17 protein-coding genes and 1 pseudogene are annotated in these 19,553 nt (G+C 73.7%); 11 read left to right on the top strand and 7 right to left on the bottom strand.

Translation table 11 applies throughout. The features are described from left to right. The first annotated feature begins 1 nt into the window (after position 1). Positions 2-1,048, top strand: coding sequence for an amino acid ABC transporter permease (locus ACIO3P_RS37030; RefSeq protein ID WP_401850267.1), 1,047 nt, complete (start codon positions 2-4; stop codon positions 1,046-1,048). Next, a complete protein-coding gene (locus ACIO3P_RS37035; RefSeq protein WP_401850269.1) occupies positions 1,045-1,887 on the top strand; it encodes an amino acid ABC transporter ATP-binding protein in 843 nt (280 codons plus the stop codon). The genes ACIO3P_RS37030 and ACIO3P_RS37035 overlap by 4 nt, the downstream gene beginning before the upstream one ends. A 13-nt stretch (positions 1,888-1,900) precedes the next feature. On the opposite strand, the gene ACIO3P_RS37040 is transcribed toward ACIO3P_RS37035, so the two are convergent. The 4 genes from ACIO3P_RS37040 to ACIO3P_RS37055 all read right to left on the bottom strand — a co-directional run bounded on the left by ACIO3P_RS37040 (position 1,901) and on the right by ACIO3P_RS37055 (position 5,805). Further along, a complete protein-coding gene (locus tag ACIO3P_RS37040) occupies positions 1,901-2,959 on the bottom strand; it encodes an aminotransferase class V-fold PLP-dependent enzyme (RefSeq protein WP_329826202.1) in 1,059 nt (352 codons plus the stop codon). A gap of 70 nt (positions 2,960-3,029) precedes the next feature. Next, on the bottom strand, positions 3,030-3,689 hold the full coding sequence (locus tag ACIO3P_RS37045; RefSeq protein WP_329826201.1) for a DsbA family oxidoreductase: 660 nt from the start codon (positions 3,687-3,689) through the stop codon (positions 3,030-3,032). 168 nt (positions 3,690-3,857) lie between these two features. Beyond that, positions 3,858-4,094, bottom strand: a complete 237-nt coding sequence (locus ACIO3P_RS37050) for a hypothetical protein (protein WP_329826200.1) — start codon at positions 4,092-4,094, stop codon at positions 3,858-3,860. Between the two features lie 178 nt (positions 4,095-4,272). Beyond that, positions 4,273-5,805: an aldehyde dehydrogenase (NADP(+)) gene (locus ACIO3P_RS37055; RefSeq protein WP_329826199.1), complete on the bottom strand. Its 1,533-nt coding sequence runs from the start codon at positions 5,803-5,805 to the stop codon at positions 4,273-4,275. A 186-nt stretch (positions 5,806-5,991) separates the two neighbouring features. Between ACIO3P_RS37055 and ACIO3P_RS37060 the strand changes: the two genes are divergently transcribed. The 3 genes from ACIO3P_RS37060 (at position 5,992) to ACIO3P_RS37070 (ending at position 9,729) form a co-directional block, all read left to right on the top strand. Continuing rightward, positions 5,992-6,762 (top strand): IclR family transcriptional regulator, encoded by a 771-nt coding sequence (locus ACIO3P_RS37060; RefSeq protein WP_329826198.1) that lies wholly within the window; start codon positions 5,992-5,994, stop codon positions 6,760-6,762. A 121-nt stretch (positions 6,763-6,883) separates the two neighbouring features. Then, complete coding sequence (locus tag ACIO3P_RS37065) at positions 6,884-8,332, top strand: peptidoglycan D,D-transpeptidase FtsI family protein (RefSeq protein WP_401850271.1); 1,449 nt, start codon at positions 6,884-6,886, stop codon at positions 8,330-8,332. A 170-nt stretch (positions 8,333-8,502) separates the two neighbouring features. After that, positions 8,503-9,729: an MFS transporter gene (locus ACIO3P_RS37070; protein ID WP_401850273.1), complete on the top strand. Its 1,227-nt coding sequence runs from the start codon at positions 8,503-8,505 to the stop codon at positions 9,727-9,729. Here the strand turns inward: ACIO3P_RS37070 and ACIO3P_RS37075 are convergent. Together ACIO3P_RS37075 and ACIO3P_RS37080 are read right to left on the bottom strand one after the other, a co-directional pair. Continuing rightward, positions 9,712-10,890, bottom strand: coding sequence for a hypothetical protein (locus ACIO3P_RS37075; RefSeq protein WP_401850275.1), 1,179 nt, complete (start codon positions 10,888-10,890; stop codon positions 9,712-9,714). The genes ACIO3P_RS37070 and ACIO3P_RS37075 overlap by 18 nt on opposite strands. Next, positions 10,887-11,918: a 5-dehydro-4-deoxyglucarate dehydratase gene (locus ACIO3P_RS37080; RefSeq protein WP_401850276.1), complete on the bottom strand. Its 1,032-nt coding sequence runs from the start codon at positions 11,916-11,918 to the stop codon at positions 10,887-10,889. The genes ACIO3P_RS37075 and ACIO3P_RS37080 overlap by 4 nt, the downstream gene beginning before the upstream one ends. A 250-nt stretch (positions 11,919-12,168) precedes the next feature. Here ACIO3P_RS37080 and ACIO3P_RS37085 point away from each other — a divergent pair, with 250 nt between their 5' ends. Then, the gene (locus tag ACIO3P_RS37085; RefSeq protein ID WP_329826193.1) at positions 12,169-12,978 is read left to right on the top strand and encodes an NAD(P)-dependent oxidoreductase; all 810 of its coding nucleotides are present in this window, start codon (positions 12,169-12,171) and stop codon (positions 12,976-12,978) included. 154 nt (positions 12,979-13,132) lie between these two features. Next, positions 13,133-14,329, top strand: a complete 1,197-nt coding sequence (locus tag ACIO3P_RS37090; RefSeq protein ID WP_401789633.1) for a TerD family protein — start codon at positions 13,133-13,135, stop codon at positions 14,327-14,329. A 78-nt stretch (positions 14,330-14,407) separates the two neighbouring features. On the opposite strand, the gene ACIO3P_RS37095 is transcribed toward ACIO3P_RS37090, so the two are convergent. Then, positions 14,408-14,635, bottom strand: a complete 228-nt coding sequence (locus ACIO3P_RS37095; protein ID WP_078490871.1) for a hypothetical protein — start codon at positions 14,633-14,635, stop codon at positions 14,408-14,410. A 338-nt stretch (positions 14,636-14,973) separates the two neighbouring features. Between ACIO3P_RS37095 and ACIO3P_RS37100 the strand changes: the two genes are divergently transcribed. From ACIO3P_RS37100 to ACIO3P_RS37115, 4 genes and pseudogenes are all read left to right on the top strand, one after another. After that, on the top strand, positions 14,974-16,017 hold the full coding sequence (locus ACIO3P_RS37100) for a serine/threonine-protein kinase (RefSeq protein ID WP_401850828.1): 1,044 nt from the start codon (positions 14,974-14,976) through the stop codon (positions 16,015-16,017). Beyond that, a pseudogene (locus ACIO3P_RS37105) lies at positions 15,912-16,238 on the top strand (PQQ-binding-like beta-propeller repeat protein); the annotation flags it as partial. The gene ACIO3P_RS37100 and the pseudogene ACIO3P_RS37105, both read left to right, overlap by 106 nt. 51 nt (positions 16,239-16,289) lie before the next feature. After that, positions 16,290-17,156, top strand: coding sequence for a PQQ-binding-like beta-propeller repeat protein (locus tag ACIO3P_RS37110; protein WP_401850830.1), 867 nt, complete (start codon positions 16,290-16,292; stop codon positions 17,154-17,156). Then, entirely contained in the window at positions 17,153-19,546 is a 2,394-nt protein-coding gene (locus ACIO3P_RS37115; protein WP_401850278.1) for a protein kinase, read from the top strand. Before ACIO3P_RS37110 ends, ACIO3P_RS37115 begins: the two co-directional genes overlap by 4 nt. Positions 19,547-19,553 lie beyond the last annotated feature (7 nt).

Below are 19,553 nucleotides of genomic sequence, written 5' to 3' on the forward strand. Positions count from 1 at the left end.
CATGGCCACCACTGACGCTCCCCCGCCCATGACCGGTCCCGGTCCCGGTCCCGATTCCGGTTCCGGTTCCGGTCCCGGCAGCCGCTCCGGCCCGGTTCCCACCGTGGACGTCGCCGGGGCCACCCCGGTCCGGCACCCCCTGCGCTGGCTCTCGGTCCTGGTCCTCGCGGTCCTCGTCGCCCAGCTCGCGCACTTCCTGGTGACCAACACCAACTTCGAGTGGTCCACGGTCGGCAGCTACTTCGGCGCCCAGGTCATCGGCCAGGGCATCGCCACGACCGTCGAACTGACCGTGGTGGCCATGCTCATCGGCATCGTCGGCGGCGTACTCGTCGCGGTGGGCCGGATGTCGGAGAACCGGGTGCTGAGCGCCGTCTGCGGCGCGTACGTCTGGTTCTTCCGCGGCATCCCCGTCCTGGTCCAGCTCGTGTTCTGGTACAACCTGTCCGCGCTGCTGCCCAGGATCTCCTTCGGGGTGCCGTTCGGCCCCGAGTTCGTCAGCGGACAGACCAACTCCCTCATCACCCCGCTGCTCGCCGCCATCCTCGGCCTCGGGCTCAACGAGGCGGCGTACATGGCGGAGATCGTGCGCGGCGGACTGCTCGGGGTCGACCAGGGCCAGTCGGAGGCCGCGGCGGCGCTCGGTATGGGCCGGGCGCGGATCCTGCGGCGGGTCGTCCTGCCCCAGGCGATGCGGTTCATCGTGCCGCCCACCGGCAGCCAGGTCATCAACATGATGAAGGCCACCTCGCTGGTGAGCGTCATCGCGCTGGCCGATCTGCTGTACACCGTGCAGTCGATCTACAACCGCACCTTCGAGACCATCCCGCTGCTGATCGTGGCCTGCCTCTGGTACCTGGTGATGACGTCCGTGCTGTACGTCGGCCAGTCGTTCATCGAGCGGTACTACGCGCGCGGGGCGACCCGTGAAGCCCCGCAGGGGTTCTGGGACTTCGCCTTCTTCCGGCGCCGGAGCGCCGCGACCGCCGCGACCGCCGCCACCGCCGGGGTGCCTCTCGCCCATGAGCAGGAGGAGAAGACACCATGACGAAGGACAGCCTGACGAAGCCCGGGACGCCTGGGAAGCCCGGGAAGACAGGGACGCCCGAGTCCACCGATGCGCACGGCCAGCCGCTGGTCGTGGCGCGGGACGTCCACAAGCGGTTCGGCCACCTGGAGGTGCTGCGCGGGGTCGACCTGGACATCCACGCGGGTGAGGTGGTGGTGCTGCTGGGCCCGTCCGGTTCCGGCAAGTCGACGTTCCTGCGGTGCGTCAACCACCTGGAGCGGATCGACTCCGGCTCCGTCCATGTCGGCGGCCAGCTGATCGGCTACCGCCGCTCCGGCAGCCGCGTCCACCATCTGCGCCCCGGCGAGGTAACCCGGCAGCGCCGCGACATCGGCATGGTCTTCCAGCACTTCAACCTCTTCCCGCACCTGACGATCCTGGGAAACGTCACGGAGGCCCCGGTGGGGGTGCTGCGGACGCCGAGGGCGGAGGCGCGGAAGACGGCGCTGGACCTGCTGGAGCGGGTGGGCCTCTCCGACAAGGCCGACGCCTACCCGCGCCAGTTGTCCGGCGGCCAGCAGCAGCGGGTGGCCATCGCCCGAGCCCTGGCGATGCGGCCGAAGCTGATGCTCTTCGACGAGCCGACCAGCGCCCTGGACCCGGAACTCGTCGGCGAGGTCCTGGCCACGATGCGTGATCTGGCGCGCGACGGGCTCACCATGCTCGTGGTGACGCACGAGATCGGCTTCGCGCGGGAGGTGGCCGACCGGGTGGTGTTCATGGACGGCGGCCGGGTGCTGGAGAGCGGCACGCCCGAAGAGGTACTGGACCACCCGGCCAACCCGCGGACCAGGGCGTTCCTCTCCCGCTTCCTCTGACCCGCCGCGGGGTTTAGGGGGCCTCGGCGAGCACTTCCAGCGCCCGGTCCACGTCCGCGGCGGTGTTGTACAGGTGGAAGGCGGCCCGCAGCGAGCCGGCGCGGACCGCGACCGCCACCCGGGCCTTCCGGAGCTCGGCGTGGCGGTGGTCCAGCCCCGGTATGCCGACGACGGCGGAATCCCCGGCGTCCACCGGTTCATGGCCGAGGGAGGTCAGCCCCTTGCGGAAGCGGGCGGCGAGGGCGGTGGCGTGGGCGTGGATCCGGTCGACGCCGATCTCCTCCAGGAGGGCGAGGGACCGTTCGGCGCCGTAGTACGAGAGGAAGGACGGCGACTCGTCGAAGCGGCGCGCCGAGTGGGCCAGTTCTCCCACGGGCCCGTAGACGCTGCCCCAGCGGTCCTCGCCCGCGCCCCAGCTCGCGTGGATCGGCACCAGCCGCTCCTGCGCCTCCTCGGTCACGGTGAGGAAGGACGTACCGCGCGGGCAGCACAGGAACTTGTAGCCGGCGGTGACGGTGTAGTCGTACGCCCCCGCCTCCAGCGGCAGCCAGCCGGCCGACTGGCTGGCGTCCAGCAGCGTACGGGCGCCGTGCGCCGCGGCGGCGGACCGTACCGCCGGCAGATCGGCGAGCCTGCCGTCCGCGGACTGGACGGCGGAGAAGGCGACGAGCGCGGTCTCCGGCCGTATCTCCTCGGCCAGCCGGTCCAGCGGGACGTACCGCGGCCGGAGACCGCCGCGGACGGCGAAGGGCGTCGGGAGCGAGCTGAACTCCCCTTCGGGCAGCAGGACTTCGGCGCCGGGCGGGAGTGAGGCGGCGATCACCCCGGTGTGTACGGAGACCGAACCGCCGACCGCGACCCGGTCGGCCGGGACCCCGGCGAGGCGGGCGAAGGAGGCGCGGGCCGCGTCCATGACCTCGAAACTCCCCGGCCCGTCCCCGCCCCGCCCGGTCGCGTTGGCCTCGGCCAGCGCCTGGACCGCGGTGACGGACCGGCGGGGCAGCAGCCCACAGGTGGCGGTGTTCAGATACGTCATGTCCGGCGCGAACTCGTCACTCACCAGAGTCTCCATGCGCCCCACCCTGCAAGCCCGCCGTCCCCCGGTCAATCACGCGTCGCCGAAGGGTGGACCCAAGCGTTTCTTATGCATGGGCCCCGGCCTGCGGACGGCTCTCCCACGCCTGCTCCAGCGCCTGCGTGAAGAGTTCGGCCGGCTGGCCCCCGGAGACGCCGTACCGCCGGTCGAGCACGAAGAACGGCACCCCGTTCGCGCCCAGCTCCGCGGCCTCGCGCTGGTCGGCCCGTACCTCGGCGGCGTACGCGTCGGGATCGGCGAGCACCCCGCGCACCTCGGCGTCGTCGAGGCCCGCCTCGACCGCGAGCGCCACCAGCGTGTCCGTGTCGAAGACGGAGCGCTCCTCGGCGAAGTTGGCCCGGTAGACGAGGTCGAGGAGTGTGTCCTGGCGGCCACGGGCCTTGGCGAGATGGAGCACCCGGTGGATGTCGAAGGTGCTGCCGTAGTCACGGCCCTCGACGCGGTAACCGAGCCCCTCGGAGCGGGCGTTGGAGGCGACGTGCTCCTCCATCTCGCGGGCCTCCGCACGGGTGCGCCCCGTCTTGGCCGCGAGCATGTCGATGACCGTCCCGGTCTCCCCCTTGGTCAGCCGGGGATCCAGTTCGAAGGACCGGTGCACGACCTCGACCTCGTCACGGTGCGCGAAGCCGGCCAGACCCTTCTCGAACCGGGCCTTGCCGATGTAGCACCAGGGACACGCGATGTCGCTCCATATCTCCACGCGCATGTGTCTGATTCCCTCCAGGGTCACGTTCGCCGCGATCGCGCCCCGTACGGGTGAGGCGACGCCGCTCTGCCGGTACGGAGGCACCCTCCGCACCCTGGGCAACGCCGCCCGGTCGGTGTCTCATTCCCCAGGGTTATTTCCTCAGGGTCATTCCCTCACAGCATGTGGTCACAGCATGTGGTGGGGCACCTGGTGGATGTAGAAGGCGCCGCAGCCGTGGCAGAGCGGCTGTCCGGCGGGGGTGCCCCACAGGTCGGCGGTCTGCGTGGCGGCGGCCGGGTCGAGGTCGCGTCCGCAGAGGGCGGTCGTCTCGCCGTCGCGTGTCATGTGCCAGACGAAGAACCGGGGTTCGGAGTCATGGGGCGAGGCGCCCTCCTCGTACTCCGCGCGCATTTCGTAGTCCATGGTGTATCTCCTGACCTGCGCCATCACCGGGGAACCGAGCCGGGCACGAAATGCCCCGTCCGGCGCAGCGGGCCGGACGGGGCGTTTCCGGGACGCCGAGGTCAGCGGTGCCGGAACGCGACTGCCCCACCGCACGGACGCGCGGTGGGGCAGCGGAGCAGGAGGGTGAGCGGGGGGCTCAGCTCTCCGGGCGGCCGTCGACGCGGCGCGGCAGGTCCAGCGGGTTCTCGTCGCGCAGCTCCGGCGGGAGCAGCGCGGCCGGCGTCGACTGGTACGAGACCGGGCGCAGCCAGCGCTCGATCGCCGTGGCGCCGACCGAGGTGGAGGTGGAGGTGGTCGCCGGGTACGGGCCGCCGTGGTGCTGCGCGGGGGCGACCGCGACGCCGGTGGGCCAGCCGTTGACCAGGACGCGGCCGGCCAGCGGGGTCAGCTCGGCGAGGAGTTCGGTGGCGCCGGGCTCGGTGCCGTCGGCCTCCTCGTCGGCGAGCTGGAGGGTGGCGGTGAGGTTGCCCGGGAGGCGGGAGAGGATCGAGGTGACCTCGTCCGTGGAGGTGTAGCGGGCGACGACCGTGACCGGGCCGAAGCACTCCTCCAGCAGCAGGTCGTGCGGTCCCTCCGCGGTGAGCAGCTCGGCGGGCAGGGTCAGGAAGCCCGCGCTGACGGTGTGCTCGCCGCCCGCGCCGGGGGTGATGGGGGCGTCCACGCCGGGGAGCGCGGCCCGTTCGGCCACGCCCGCGACGAAGGCGTCGCGCATCCGGTGGTCGAGCATCACGCCGGGCTCGGTCTCGCTGACCGCGGTGGTCAGGGACTTGAGGAGCCGGTCGCCGGGCTCACCGGCGGGGGCCAGGACGAAGCCGGGCTTGACGCAGAACTGGCCGACGCCCAGCGTCATCGATCCGGCCAGTCCGGCGCCGATCTCCTCGGCGCGCCCGGCGGCGGCGGCCTCGGTGATCACGACGGGGTTGAGGGAGCCCAGTTCGCCGTGGAAGGGGATGGGGGTGGGCCGGGCGGAGGCCGCGTCGAAGAGGGCGCGTCCGCCGCGTACGGAGCCGGTGAAGCCGGCCGCCGACACCAGCGGGTGCCTGACCAGCTCGACCCCGGCCTCGAAGCCGTGGACGAGGTTCACCACGTCCTCGGGCAGCCCGACCTCGGCGGCGGCCCTGCGCAGCACGGAGACGCACAGCTCGGAGGTGGCGGGGTGGTCGGGGTGCGCCTTGACGACGACCGGGCAGCCGGCCGCGAGGGCGCTCGCGGTGTCGCCGCCGGGTACGGAGAAGGCGAACGGGAAGTTGCTCGCGGAGTAGACGGCGACGACGCCGAGCGGCACCTTGTAGCGGCGCAGGTCGGGCCAGGGCGGGGTGCGGTCGCCGTCGGCGTGGTCGATGCGTACGTCGAGGAAAGCACCCTCGTCGACGACCTCGGCGAAGGCCCGCAACTGGGCCGTGGTGCGGGCGAGTTCGCCGGTGAGGCGGACAGGTCCGAGGGCGGTCTCGGCGTCCGCCGCCTCGATGACGTGCTCACCCGCGGCGTCGAGCAGGTCGGCCGCCGTACGGAGCAGGGCGGCGCGCACCGTACGGTCCGCGAGCGCTCCCCTGACGGCGTGCGCGCCCCGTACCGCGCTGTCCACTTCCTCGGCCGTGGCCTCGTGCGCGACCTGCTCACGCGGCTTCCCCGTTCGGGGGTCGACACTCCAGACTGGTGCTGCTGCCACCGCGGCTTCCTTCCCGACTCACGGACGTACGGATCATTCACCGTCCTCGGCTCCCGACCCGGAAACGTTCGGTATTCTGAACAGGGTTCCTGATAGTGAATGTGCAAGGACTCTATTTCCGCACGTTCTGTGTGGTCAAGAGCGGTCAAGCGGGCAAGACGAGCGGGACAGAAGAGGCGAGGGACGATGTCGACTGCGGAAACCGGTGGAGCGCAAGTCAAGTCCGCGGTACGGACGGTCGAGCTGCTCGAATACTTCGCCGGGCGCCCCGGCATGCACTCCCTGGCCGCCGTCCAGGAGGCGGTCGGCTACCCCAAGTCGAGCCTCTACATGCTGCTGCGCACGCTGGTCGAGCTGGGCTGGGTGGAGACGGACGCGACGGGGACGCGGTACGGCATCGGCGTACGGGCGCTGCTGGTCGGCACGTCGTACATCGACGGGGACGAGGTCGTGGCCGCGGCGCGGCCGACGCTGGACCGGCTCTCGGACGACACCAGCGAGACCATCCACCTCGCGCGGCTCGACGGCACCAATGTGGTCTATCTCGCCACCCGCCAGTCCCAGCACTATCTGCGGCCCTTCACCCGCGTCGGCCGCCGGCTGCCCGCGCACTCGACCTCGCTGGGCAAGGCGCTGCTCGCGACGCACAGCGACGAGCAGGTGCGCAAGCTGCTGCCGGAGACGCTGCCCGCGCTGACCGAGCACACCATCACGGACCGTGAGCGGCTGATCGAGGAGCTGCACACCGTACGCGAGCAGGGGTACGCCGTGGACCGCGAGGAGAACACCCTCGGGCTGCGCTGCTTCGGGATCGCGATCCCGTACCGGACACCGGCGCGGGACGCGATCAGTTGCTCGGTGCCGGTGGCCCGGCTCACGCCCGCCCACGAGCAGATGATCAAGGACACGCTCTTCGACGCGCGCGACCGGCTCACCCTCGCCACGCGACGGCTCTGAGCCCCGGGCCGCCGGACCCTGCGGCGCCGGACCCGCCCCGCGCCGGACCCCGTATGAAGAGTTCCTGAGAAGAGCCCTCAGGGGGAACGCGGCCCCCTCCCCCGCTCGTCCCTCGTACGGGATGAACAAGACGATCAGACACACAGCGGTCATCTGCCTGTCCCTGGTGCTCGCCCTCCTCGTGCGGGCGACCTGGGTCCAGGCGTACGAGGCCAAGGCGCTCGCGGACGACAAGTACAACCGTCGTACCGCCATCGCCCAGTACGCGCGGCCACTGGGCGACATCATCGTGGCCGGTTCGCCGGTCACCGGTTCCGCGAGAACGAGCGGGAGCGATCTGGAGTACGAGCGGACGTACAAGGACGGCGCGCTCTACGCGCCCGTCACCGGCTACAGCTCGCAGGCGTACGGCTCCACCCAGTTGGAGGGCATCTACGCGGACGTCCTCGACGGGACGGACAGCCGGCTGAAGAACCCGCTCGACGCGCTCACGGGCAAGCAGACCGCGCCGGGCGACGTGCTGACGACGATCGACCCCGCCGTGCAGCGCGCCGGATACGACGCGCTCGGCTCCACCAAGGGCGCCGCCGTCGCGATCGACCCGAAGACCGGCCGCGTCCTCTCCGTGGTCAGCACGCCCTCGTACGACCCCTCGGACATCAGCGGGACGACGGACGGCGCCGCGTGGCAGAAGCTCACCGGGGACACGGACAAGCCCATGGTCAACCGCGCCCTGCGGCAGCCGCTGCCACCGGGATCGACGTTCAAGCTGGTGGTCGCCGCTGCGGCGCTGGAGGACGGTCTCTACAGCTCGGTGGACGAGGCGACGGACAGCCCCGACCCGTACACGCTGCCGACGACGTCCAGGGTCCTGCGCAACGAGAACAGCTCCGCGCCGTGCGAGAACGCCACCATCCGTACGGCCCTGCGGTACTCCTGCAACACCGTCTTCGCGAAGATGGCCGACGATCTCGGCCAGGACAAGGTGCGCGCGACGGCGGAGAAGTTCGGGTTCAACGACTCCTCGCAGGACATGCCGGTCCGCGCCTCGGCGAGCGTCTACCCGTCCGGCATGGACAAGGCGCAGACGGCGCTGACGGGCATCGGCCAGTTCGATGTGACGGCGACGCCGCTCCAGATGGCGATGGTGTCGGCGGCGCTGGCGAACGACGGGCTGATGGCCTCGCCCCACATGGTGTCGAAGGTCGTGAACGCGAGCGGCGACACCCTCCAGTCGTACCCGGACGGGGACACGACCCGGATCGTCTCGGCCACGACGGCGGAGCAGTTGCGCAGCGCGATGGTGACGGTCGTCGAGGACGGCACCGGGACGAACGCGAGGATCGACGGCGCCGAGGTGGGCGGCAAGACGGGCACCGCGCAGCACGGCGTGGACAACAGCCGCACGCCGTACGCCTGGTTCACGTCGTACGCGAAGGACTCGTCCAGCGGCAAGGAGGTGGCGGTCGCGGTGATCGTGGAGGACTCGGGCGCGGCCCGCTCGGAGGTCAGCGGCAACGGGCTGGCCGCGCCGATCGCGCAGAAGATGATGCGGGCGGCGCTGAAGTGACCCGGTACGGCCCCGCCCTTCTTAGCGTCCCTTAGGGCCCCTAAGGGCCTTGAGGCGCCTTGAGGCGCCTTACCGGGGCTGGAAGTAGGGCGTTCTCCCCATGCGCCGGTCCGCTCCTCAGCGGCCACACTGGCGCCCCGTGCGGTTCGGCGGCAGGAGTGGGGGAGATCATGGGGTCGACGCGTGGCGGCGTGCTGCGGGACCGGAACGCGGCGCTCGCTCTCGCCGGGGTCGTCGTCTCCGGGTTCGGTACGTCCGCGCTGTGGCTGGTGTCGGGGATCTGGGTCAAGTCGCTGACCGGGTCGGACAGTCTGGCCGCGCTCACGGTCTTCGCGATGTGGGCGCCGGTGCTGGTGGGGCCCGTGCTGGGCGTGGTGGCGGACCGGGTGCGGCGGCGACCGCTGCTGATCGGCTGTCAGCTCTCGCTGGCGGTGCTGCTCACCGCGCTGCTCGTCGTGGACTCGGCGGACCGTCTCTGGATCCTGTTCGGGGTGCTGTTCGTGTACGGCGCGAGCGGGGTCGTCCAGGACGCGGCGGAGGCGGCGCTCGTCGCGACCGCCGTCGACCGGCGGCTGCTGGGCGACTTCAACGGGCTGCGGATGACCGCCAACGAGGGGATGAAGCTGCTGGCGCCGCTCGCGGGCGCGGCGCTCTACGCGCGGTACGGCGGCGGCCCGGTCGCCCTGCTCGACGCGGCGACGTTCGTCCTGGCCGCCGGTCTCTTCGCGCTGTTGCGGGTACGGGAGGAGCGGCCGGACCCGGGGCCGCCGGGCGCCTGGCGGACCGGGCTCGCCGAGGGGGTCCGGCGGCTGCGGGGAACACCCGCCGTCCGCCCGCTCGTGCTCGCCGCGTCGGCCACGATGCTGCTGGCGGGGGTCAACGGGGCGCTGATCTACGCCGTGGTGGACCGGGGGCTCGGCCACGCGCCCCCGTACGTAGGGGTGCTGTACGCGGCGCAGGGGGCCGGGTCGGTTCTGACCGGGGTGCTGGCCGGCCCGCTGCTGCGGCGGCTGCCCGAGCGGGTGTACGCGGGCACCGGGATCGCGCTGTTCGCGGTGTCGGTCGCGGCGCGGGCGCTGCCGTACGACGCGGTGGTGCTGGCGAGCGCCGTGGGCGTCGGCGCGGGGCTGCCGTGTGTGCTGATCGCCGCGCTGACGGCCGTCCAGCGGGAGACTCCGGACGCGGTCCTCGGCCGGACAGCGGCGACGGCCAACACGCTGATCTACCTACCGAACGCGCTGGCGCTGGCGGTGGGCGCGGGGCTCGTCGCCGTCGTCGACCACACCGTCCTGCTGCCGGTGGCCGGGGCGGCCGGGCTGCTGACGGCCGGGTGGCTCCTGCGGGCGGCGCCGGCGGGAGCCACGCCGGACACGCCGGACTCAGCCGCGCAGGTCTGACAGCGCCTCCGTGACCGCCTTCAGGTCCGCGTCCGAGGCGAGGCCCGCGTGGTAGAGCCGCAGTTCGGTCGCGCCCAGTTCGGCGGCGTGCGCGGCGTCCTCGGCGAGGGTGGCCGGGCTGCCGCCCATGCCGCTGACGACGCCGAAGTTGGCCGCCAGCACGGAGGTCCCGGTGCGGTGGTCCGCGAACGGGCCGAGCATCGCCGCCGCCGCGCCGCCGGAGCAGGGCAGGACCACACCGTCCGCGACGCCCAGGATGTGCGCCGGGTCCACGCCCGGGTTGGCGCCGACACGGTACGGGGTGGGGTCGGCGTGCAGCAGCACCTGGAAGCCGGGGGCTGCCTCCGCCCGTACTGCGGCGACGGCCGCCCCCTGGAGCCCCTGGGCGACGCCGCCGCGCCAAGCGGCGGTGAGGGCGGCGAGATCCGCGCCGAGCAGCTTCTCGACGGCGCTCCAGCCGCTCTCCCGGGACCCCGTGGCCCACACGGGGTCCAGCGCACGCCGTACGGCGGCGGCCAGTTCGTCCGGGGCGGCGCTGAGGCCCGCGTACCCCTCCTGGCAGACCTCGCAGAAGCAGAGCGACATCAGATACTGCGCGGCGTCCCCGAGGGCGACCCCGCCGGTCTTGTCGTGGGCGTGCAGATGACCCAGTCCGTACCAGCCGCAGGACTCCAGCTCGGTGCCGCCGGTGCCGGGGCGTACGGCGGCCTCGGCGGCCAGCTCGGTCAGGTACGCGGCGACGGCGGGGCGCGCGATGCAGGGAGCCCAGGGGTAGCGGTCGCCGTAGGCGTTCACCACGGAGGTGTCGGGACGTTCGGCGCCGAGGCGGGAGTTGTGCGCGAGGACGACCCAACTGTGCACGTCGAGCCCCGCGCCCGCCAGCGCCTCGGCGGCCTCGCCGTAGGCGTCGCCGGGGGCCCAGGCGCCCGCGGGGTACGGGCGCGGCTCGCGGCCCGCCCAGCGGGCGGCGTCCGGCGGGTAGAGGACGGCGGCGTGCTCGGCGGTGACGATCCGGTGGCACGGATGGCGCGGGGTGAGGGCGCGCGTGGAGTGGTAGGCGGCGGCGAGGGTGACCTGCTGGACGCCGAGGTCGGCGATCCTTGCGGGGGCGTCGGGGTCGCCCACCACATCCCAGGGATAGACGAAGGTGGAAGTCTTCACGCGCCCTCCTCGGCTGACTCGGCGGACTCGGCTGACTCGGCTGACTCGGCTGACTTGGTGGACGCCTCGCCGGCCTCCGTGGTCCCCGTGGTGTCCGGGAGCAGCGTACGGCCGTGCTCGACGAGTTCCGCGAGGGCCTTGAGGTGGTCGGCCCGGGGCTCGCGCAGCGGCGGCCGTACCTCTCCGACGTCCAGGCCGCCGAGCCGTACCCCGGCCTTGACGAGCGAGACGGCGTAGCCACGGCCCAGGTTGCGCAGTTCGACCAGCGGGACGAAGAAGCCGTCGAGCAGCCGGTCGACCGTCGTGTCGTCGCCGGTGGTCAGCGCCCGGTGGAAGGCGAGCGCGATGTCGGGGGCGAAGGCGAAGACGGCGGAGGAGTAGAGGGTGATGCCGATGCCCCGGTAGGCGAGCCCGGTGAGTTCGGCGGTGGGCAGCCCGTTGAAGTACAGGAACGCGCGCCCGGGGAGTTCGCGGCGGACAGTGCTGATGACGCGCTGCATCAGGTCGAGGTCGCCGCAGCCGTCCTTCAGGCCGATGATCTTCTCGATCCGCGCCAGCGCGACGACGGTCGCGGGGGTGAAGACGGCGTTGTCGCGCTGGTAGACGATGGTCTCCAGGGACGTGGCCGCGGCCAGCTCCGTGTAGTGGCGTACCAGGCCCTCCTGGTCGGCGACGACCAGATAGGGCGGCAGGGCGAGCAGCCCGTCCGCGCCCTCCTCCTCGGCGATCCGCGCGTACCGCACGGCCAGCGCCGTGCCGTAGCCGGCGCCCGCCACGACGGGGACGCGACCCGCCGTCTCCTCGACGGCGGCGGCGACGCACCGGCGGTACTCGTCCGGGTCCAGGGCGTGGAACTCGCCGGTGCCGCAGCACACAAAGACCGCGGCGGCGCCCGCGTCGACCCCGCCGCGCACATGCGCGCGGAAGGCGTCGAGGCCGAGGCCGCCGTCAGGACCGTACGCGGTGACGGGGAAGAACAGCGGTCCGGCCACTCGGGTGAGGCGGGCGGCGAGCGGGGCTGAGGTCACGGGCGCTCCCTGGCCGTGGGGCGAGCGTTGATGGCTCGTTCATCATCCTGATTGGTGTCCATATTTCTGAACGCCGCCACGCTAAGCCAGCCGGAAGGGCCGGTCAAGACGGGATGCCGCAACGCGGGGACGGATTCGCCGCCTGCGGGCGACACTTGACGATGGCCCGCCACGCTCCTTATTTTGTCCACGCATGTGAATTCTGTCTACGAATCTGAGTGTTCTCCGAACAGTCGAGGAGATTCCGCCCATGCCCGCACCCCGTACCGTCCTGCTCACCGGCGCCGCCGGCGGCCTCGGCACCCTGATGCGGGGCCTGCTGCCCGCGTACGGCTACGAGCTGCGGCTCTTCGACGCCACGCCCATCGAGGGCGAGCCGGACGCCATCACGGCGGACCTGGCGGACAAGGCGGCGCTGCGCGAGGCGGTCTCGGGCGTCGACGCGATCATCCACCTCGCGGGCATCTCGCTGGAAGCCTCCTTCGACAAGATCCTGCGCGCCAACATCGAGGGGACGTACAACCTGTACGAGGCGGCGCGCGCGGCCGGGGTACGGCGCACGGTGTTCGCCTCCAGCAACCACGCGGTCGGCTTCACCCCGCGCCCCGAGTCCGGCGAGCCGCTGATCCCGATCGACACGCCGCGCCGTCCCGACACCTTCTACGGGCTCTCCAAGTGCTTCGGCGAGGACCTGGCGCAGCTCTACTGGGACCAGCACGGCCAGGAGACCGTCTCCGTACGGATCGGCTCCTGCTTCCTGGAGCCCACCTCCGTACGGATGCTCTCCATCTGGCTGAGCCCCGGCGACTGCGCCCGGCTCTTCGACGCGGCGCTCACCGCCGAGAACGTCGGCCACACCACCGTCTACGGCTCGTCCGCCAACACCCGGCTGTGGTGGGACCTGACGACGGCGCGGGCGCTCGGGTACGAGCCGCAGGACGACTCGGAGCAGTACGCCGAGAAGCTGATCGCGGAGCAGGGCGAGGCGGATCCGGCGAACCCGGCACACACGCGGCTGGGCGGCGCCTTCACCACCGACCCGCCGCGGTGGCCGTACTGAGAGCCGCGCGGGGGAACCGCGGGGAGGGCCGCGGACAGGGCGGCGGACACGGGGTCGGCCAGGGCGGCGGGGAAGGCTGGGAAAGGCCGTGGAAGGCGGGCGAAGGTAAGGGAACGGCAAAGCGGGGTCGTTCGTTACGTCTGGCATGACAGCTATGACCCCCGGCTCGAACATCCCTCTCCCCACCGCTCACATCGCGGTGGACGTCGCCGCTCCCGTGCGGCTCGACGTATCGGGCCTGCTGCTCACCGCCGACGGCAAGGTGCGCTCAGACGACGACTTCATCTTCTACAACCAGCCGGCGGGCCCCGGCGTGAGCTACCGCTCCGGCGGGGGTTCGGCGCCCGACGCGATCGTCGTCGACACCGCCGCCGTGCCCGCCGGCATCGAGAAGATCGTTGTCACGGCGAGCCCGGACGCGGCGGGGCAGAGCTTCCAGGGCATCGAGCCCACGGCCACGATCCGCGACGCCGGCACCGGCGCGGCGCTGGCCACGTTCACCCCGCCGCGGCTGGGCGCGGAGACGGCCCTCGTGATCGTGGAGGTCTATCTGCGCAACGGCGCCTGGAAGGCCCGCGCGGTCGGCCAGGGGTACGCGAACGGGCTGGCCGGCATCGCCACCGACTTCGGCGTCTCCGTCGAGGAGCCCGCCCCGGCCGCCGCCCCGGCGCCCACCCCGGCCCCCGCGCCCGCGATCGCCGATCCCCGGGTCGCCGCTCCCCCGGTCCCGGCCACACCGCCGCCGGCGCCTGCGGCGCCCGCGCCCGGCAGCGGGAAGATCAACCTGGACAAGGGCCGGGTCAGCCTCCAGAAGAACCAGACGGTGTCCCTGGTCAAGGGCGGCGCCCCGCTGCTCAGCCGGGTGAAGATGGGCCTCGGCTGGGAGCCCGCGTACCGGGGCAAGGACATCGACCTCGACGCGTCCGTGATCGCCTACGGTCCGAACCGGAACCATCTGGACAGTTGCTACTTCGGCAAGCTGTCCATCCTGAACGGGGCGATCAAGCACTCCGGCGACAACCTCACGGGTGAGGGCGGGGGTGACGACGAGGTGATCGTCGTCGATCTCGGTGCGATCCCCGCCGAGGTGAGCGGCCTGGTCTTCACGGTCAACTCGTTCTCCGGGCAGAAGTTCACCGAGGTCGCCAAGGCGTACTGCCGGCTGATCGACGCGGCGAGCGGCGAGGAGCTGGTGCGCTTCGACCTGACCACCGCCGAGCCGCAGACGGGCGTGATGATGGCGAAGCTGATCCGCCAGTTCTCCGGCGAGTGGGAGATGACCGGCCTCGGGGAGTTCGTGAAGTCCCGGACGGTCCGCGGGATGGTGAAGCCCGCCGCGAAGATCCTCTGACGCACGCGGGCAGAGCGGAGCCCCCGGGCCGCCGCGGGTCCTGAAGGTCCGCCGCGGGCCCGGGGGCCGGGGCGGACCTCAGAGCTTGGTGAGCTTGGCGAAGGGGCTCAGGATCCGCCCCTGTCGACCCGAGAAATCAATGAGCACTGCGTGTTCGCCCTCGACTCCGATGACTCTTCCCAACCCGAACTGATCGTGGGAGACCCGGTCCCCCACGTCGAACTGCTCGGGCGGGGGTGAGGCCGGGGCCTGGCGGTTGAAGGGACTGGACGGCAGGTGGCGCCGGGATCCGGCTGACTTTGTCATTACTTGGAGTATGCGCCCAAGGGGCCCCACCGCGCCATGCCCGGCCACGGACGAGCGGCCGGATCACCCGTCCCGAAACCAAACGCGCCCCTTTTTCGCGCCCCTTCCACTCCCTTCGCACTCCCCCATCGCCCCGCCTTCACCGACGGGTGGGCGCACCCGACCGGCACACTGGACCGGCCTGGACCGGCGCGCTCCGAAGGGAACCTCCCGGGCCGCTCCGGGCGTCGCAGTGACCGACCCGAGGGCGCACGAGCACCGCGGGTCCGGGGGGGGAGAGCGGACGCATGGAGCAGCTCGCGGGGTACCGGCTCGTCGCCGTGCTCGGGGAGGGCGGGATGGGGCGGGTGCATCTCGCCCGGTCCGCGTCCGGGCGGCTGGTCGCCGTCAAGACCGTGCACGAACACCTCGCCGCCGAGCCGGAGTTCCGCGAACGCTTCCGGCGCGAGACGGTGGCCGCCCGCAAGGTGGCGGGCCCGTTCACCGCGGCGGTGCTGGACGCCGACCCGGACGGCCGCCGGCCCTGGCTCGCGACCGAGTTCTGCGCGGGCCCCACCCTCACGGCGGCGCTGGCCGCGCTCGGACCGCTCGACGCCGACGGCCTCGGCGGACTGGGCGCCGCGCTCGCCGAGGCGCTGGCCGCCGTCCACCGCGCGGGCCTGGTCCACCGCGACCTCAAGCCGTCGAACGTCGTCCTCACCCATGAGGGTCCGATGCTGATCGACTTCGGGATCGCCAAGACGGCCACCGGGACGGGCGAGGAGAGCCTGACCGGCAGCGGCGAGATCATCGGCTCGCCCGGCTTCATCGCGCCCGAGCTGCTGACCGGCGCCGGCGAGCCGGGGCCGCCCGCCGATGTGTTCGCCCTGGGGGCGCTGCTGGCGTACGCGGGGACGGGACGGGCCCCGTACGGCACCGGCGCCGTCCACCGGATCCTCTACCGGACGCTGCACGACTCCCCCGATCTCACCGGGCTGCCCGGCGGCGCCGCGTGGCGGGACTTCCTCGGCCGGGTGCTGAGCCGGGCGCCCGGGGACCGGCCCGACCTCCCCGCGATCGTCGCCTGGTGCGGGGCGCGGAGCGGGGCGGAGCCCTGGTGGGAGCGGGAGCCGGTGTCAGGGCTGATCCGGCGCCGCGAGGACGAGATCGCGGAGCTGGTGACGGCCGCAGCGCCGCCTCCGGCCCCGGCTCCTGTGCCGTCGCCCGGGTCCACCGCGGCGTCGGCGACGGTGGCGCTGCGGCCGTCGGCGACGGACCCGGGCCCGTCGCCGGCGGCCACCAGCGGGGCACCGCCCTGTGGACCAAGGACATCGGCGGGGCGGGGTTGCTGCGTCAGGGCGACGCGCTCTACCTGGTGGCCACCGCGTCACTGTCGCGGCTGAACGCCCGTACCGGATCGACCGGCTGGACCTGCCCCGTACCGGACGGCGTCACCGACGCCGTGGTGGGCGACGGCCTGATCCATGTGGTGCGTCCGGGCGGCCTGCTCACGGCGGGGATCACGGCCGTCGACCCGCGAACCGGCCACGCGGCGTGGGACACCGGCCTCCTGACGGCCAGCCCCCGGCGGCGCAGCGCCACGGCCCTGTCCCCGGACGGGGCGGGAGTCGACGGCACGTCGTCCCTCCTCGCCGCCTCCCGGGACGTCCTGTGCCTGGTCACCTTCGCGCCGTACGAGACGGCGTGGGCCCGGCGGGTCGCCAAAGGCGTCCGCTGGCGCGCGTACGGCTACGACGCCCGTGACGGGGCACCGCTCTGGTTCCACGAGGGCACGGAGGCCGGGGTGGCCGGCGTCCACCAGGCGGGCGGCCGGGTCGCCGTCGCGGCGTCCACGGGGACCCCCGGCTCCTACGATCCGAAGGCGGACCCCGCGACGGAGACGCTGTACGTGCTGCGCGCCCGGGACGGCACCGTCGAACGGGAGATCCCCGGCGGCTCCCGCCACCCCGAGGCGCACCCCGGCTCCACCGGTGTGCGCTACTACGCCTCGGGCGGCGAGGTGAGCCGCGTCGAGCTGGCCCCGCGCCGTACGGACTGGCACCGCGCGGTCGACGGGGAGTCCGAGCTGGACGACACCCCGGCCGTCACCCCCACCGCGACCGCGGGCGCCGTGTACCTCGCGGACCAGGCAGGGATCAGCGCGCTGGACGCGGAGACGGGCGACACCCGCTGGTCCCGCCCTGACCTGACCGGGCTCGGGGACGGCGCCCCGCCGCTGGTGGCCGGTGGTCTCGTGTACGTCCGCGGACCCGAACCCGGATCCCGTACGTCCGGGACGGCGCCCGGCGCCTGGGGCGTGCACGGGCTCGACGCGGCCACCGGCGCCCTGGTCTGGGCGGCGCCGCTCGACGACGCCGACCGGGGCGTGCGCGCGGTGGCCGGCGCCGGTGTGCTCCATCTCGCCGCGAACGGCACGCTGTCCGCCTTCCCGCTGCCCGAGGCCGCCGCGACCGCCGCGACCGCCGCGACCACTGAGGCCCCTGAGACCGCTGACGGCGACGCGCGTGCGGAGGCGTCATGAGACCCGAGCCCCTGCTCCCGGACGACCCCGAGCGGTTCGGCACCGTACGGCTGCTCGGCCGGCTCGGCGCCGGCGGGATGGGCCGGGTCTATCTGGGCCGTACGGACGGGGGCCGGCTCGTCGCCGTCAAGACCGTGCACGCCCATCTCGCGGCGGACCCGCGCTTCCGGGAGCGCTTCCGGCGCGAGACGGCCGCCGCGCGCGCCGTGACGGGGGCGCACACGGCTGCGGTGCTGGACGCCGACCCCGAGTCCGCCGTGCCCTGGCTGGCCACCGCCTATCTGCCGGGGATCACGCTGCGCCGGGCCGTCGCCGCGTCGGGGCCGCTCGCCGTCCCCGTCGTACGGGCCCTGGGCGCGGCGCTCGCCGAGGCGCTGACGAGCATCCACGGCGCGGGGCTGGTGCACCGTGACCTCAAACCGTCCAATGTCATGGTCACCACGGACGGGCCGCGGGTCATCGACTTCGGGATCGCGCGGGCCGTCAGCGGCGACGGGCTGACGGCGGCGGGCGATCTCGTCGGTACGCCGGGGTTCATCGCCCCGGAGCAGATCACCGGCGACGGTCCTGTCACCGCGGCGGCGGACCTCTTCGCGCTGGGCGCGGTGCTCACGTTCGCGGCCACGGGCCGGGAGCCCTTCGGGGACGGTACGGCGGCGATCCTGCTCTACCGAGCGGTCCACGAGGAGCCGGAGCTGACCCGGGTGCCGGAGGCGCTGCGCGGGCTGGTCGCCGCGTGCCTGCGCAAGGACCCCGCGCGCCGCCCCTCCGTCCCGGCGGTCCTGGAGCGCACGGCGGACCCCGGGGCACCGCTGTGGTGGCGCGAGGAGCCGCTACGGAGCCTGCTCGCCGAGGCGGGCGCGGCCGGGACGGCCGGTACGCCCGGTACATCGATTACATCGGGTACGTCGGTTACATCGGTTACGGAGCCGGCCGCACCGCCGAGGGTGCGTACGGCGGTGCTGACGCCCCCGGGGACGGTGAAGGCGACCGCTCCCCTGCCCTCGCCGTTGGCGCCCCCGCTCCCGCCGTCGCCCGCGTACGCCGAGCGCCTGCGGCAGGTGGGGCGCCTGGCGCGCCGGAGCGCGCTGCTGGTGGCGGGCGGCGGCTTCGCGGCCGTGTGCGTCGCCGCCTTCCTGCGCGACACCGGCCCCGATCCCGGCCCGGCGGACCCGCCGGACAAGAGCGCGCAGCTCAGCCTCAAGAAGGGGTCACCGGCCGCCACGAGCGCGCCCGGCGGGCTGCGCTGGACCCTCACCGTCGACGCGCTGCTGGGCGACGGGGCGGACATCGACGGCCTGCTGGTCGCCGGGTCCACGGTGGTGCTGCATCTGGCGCGCGGGCCCGGCGCCACCTTCGGCAGCGTCCACGCCCGCGCCACGGCCGACGCGAGCCCCCGCTGGGAGCGGTCCACGGGCGGCGCAGCGCCCGCCCTGTGGGGCGTCACCGGGCGGACGCTGCTGGCGGGCGAGGTGGGGATGCCCGCCGTCGATCTCCTCTCGGGCACGGCGCACGGCGCGGTGGACGACACCCTGTCCGCACGCTGGTTCGCCGTGGCGGGGCCGGCGCTGGTCCTCGCCTACGAGCCGCGTACGGGCGAGAAGGCGCTGCGCGCCGTCGACGCGCGCACCGGCGAGGCGCTCTGGTCCCGCGACGAGAGCCCGCGGCCCCCGGCCGTCCTCGGCGACGCCCTGCTGCTCGCCCCCGCCCTCGGCTCGGGCGCGCGGTGCCTGGAGGGCGCCTCGGGCCGGGCGCGCTGGACGTACGCCGGGCTCGGGGACGACGATCCGGCGGCGCTCGCCGCGCTGCCCGGCGCCGGCCGCTTCGCCCTGCTCGCCACCGACAGCGCGGGCCGGGGGCGGCTGCACCTCGTCGACGTACGCACCGGGGAGCGCGCCGCCCTCGGGCCGCGCGCGTACACCGTGACGCCCGGTACGACGGCGCTCGGCCACGCCGGTACCACCGGGCTGCTCTTCACCTCGGGCCGGCTGCACGCCTTCAGCGCCACGACCGGAGAACCCCTGTGGGACCGCGCCTCCCTCGGTCTGGAGGCCGGCTGGCCGGCCCGGGCGGGCGGTGCACGGGCGCCGGTGACGGCGGGCGGGCTCGTCCTGCACTGGGCGGGCCCCGGCACGCTCCAGGCCCTGGACCCCGCCACCGGCGAGGAGCACTGGCGGCGGGCGGTGAGCGGCGTGGCCAGGCTGCCGCCCGCCGTGGCGGGCGGCACGGTGTACGCGGCGACCGGCGAGCGCTGCACGGCGCTGCGGCTCACCACGGGCGAGCCGCTGCGTACCTGGGAGGTGCGGGACATCCGCGGGCTGGCCGCGGACGGCGCCGGCTGGTACGCCCGTACCGGCAAGGCGACGGTACGGGCCTACAACAGCCCCTGATCCGGCG

This window comes from Streptomyces sp. NPDC087310 (assembly GCF_044744405.1).
Classification (GTDB): domain Bacteria; phylum Actinomycetota; class Actinomycetes; order Streptomycetales; family Streptomycetaceae; genus Streptomyces.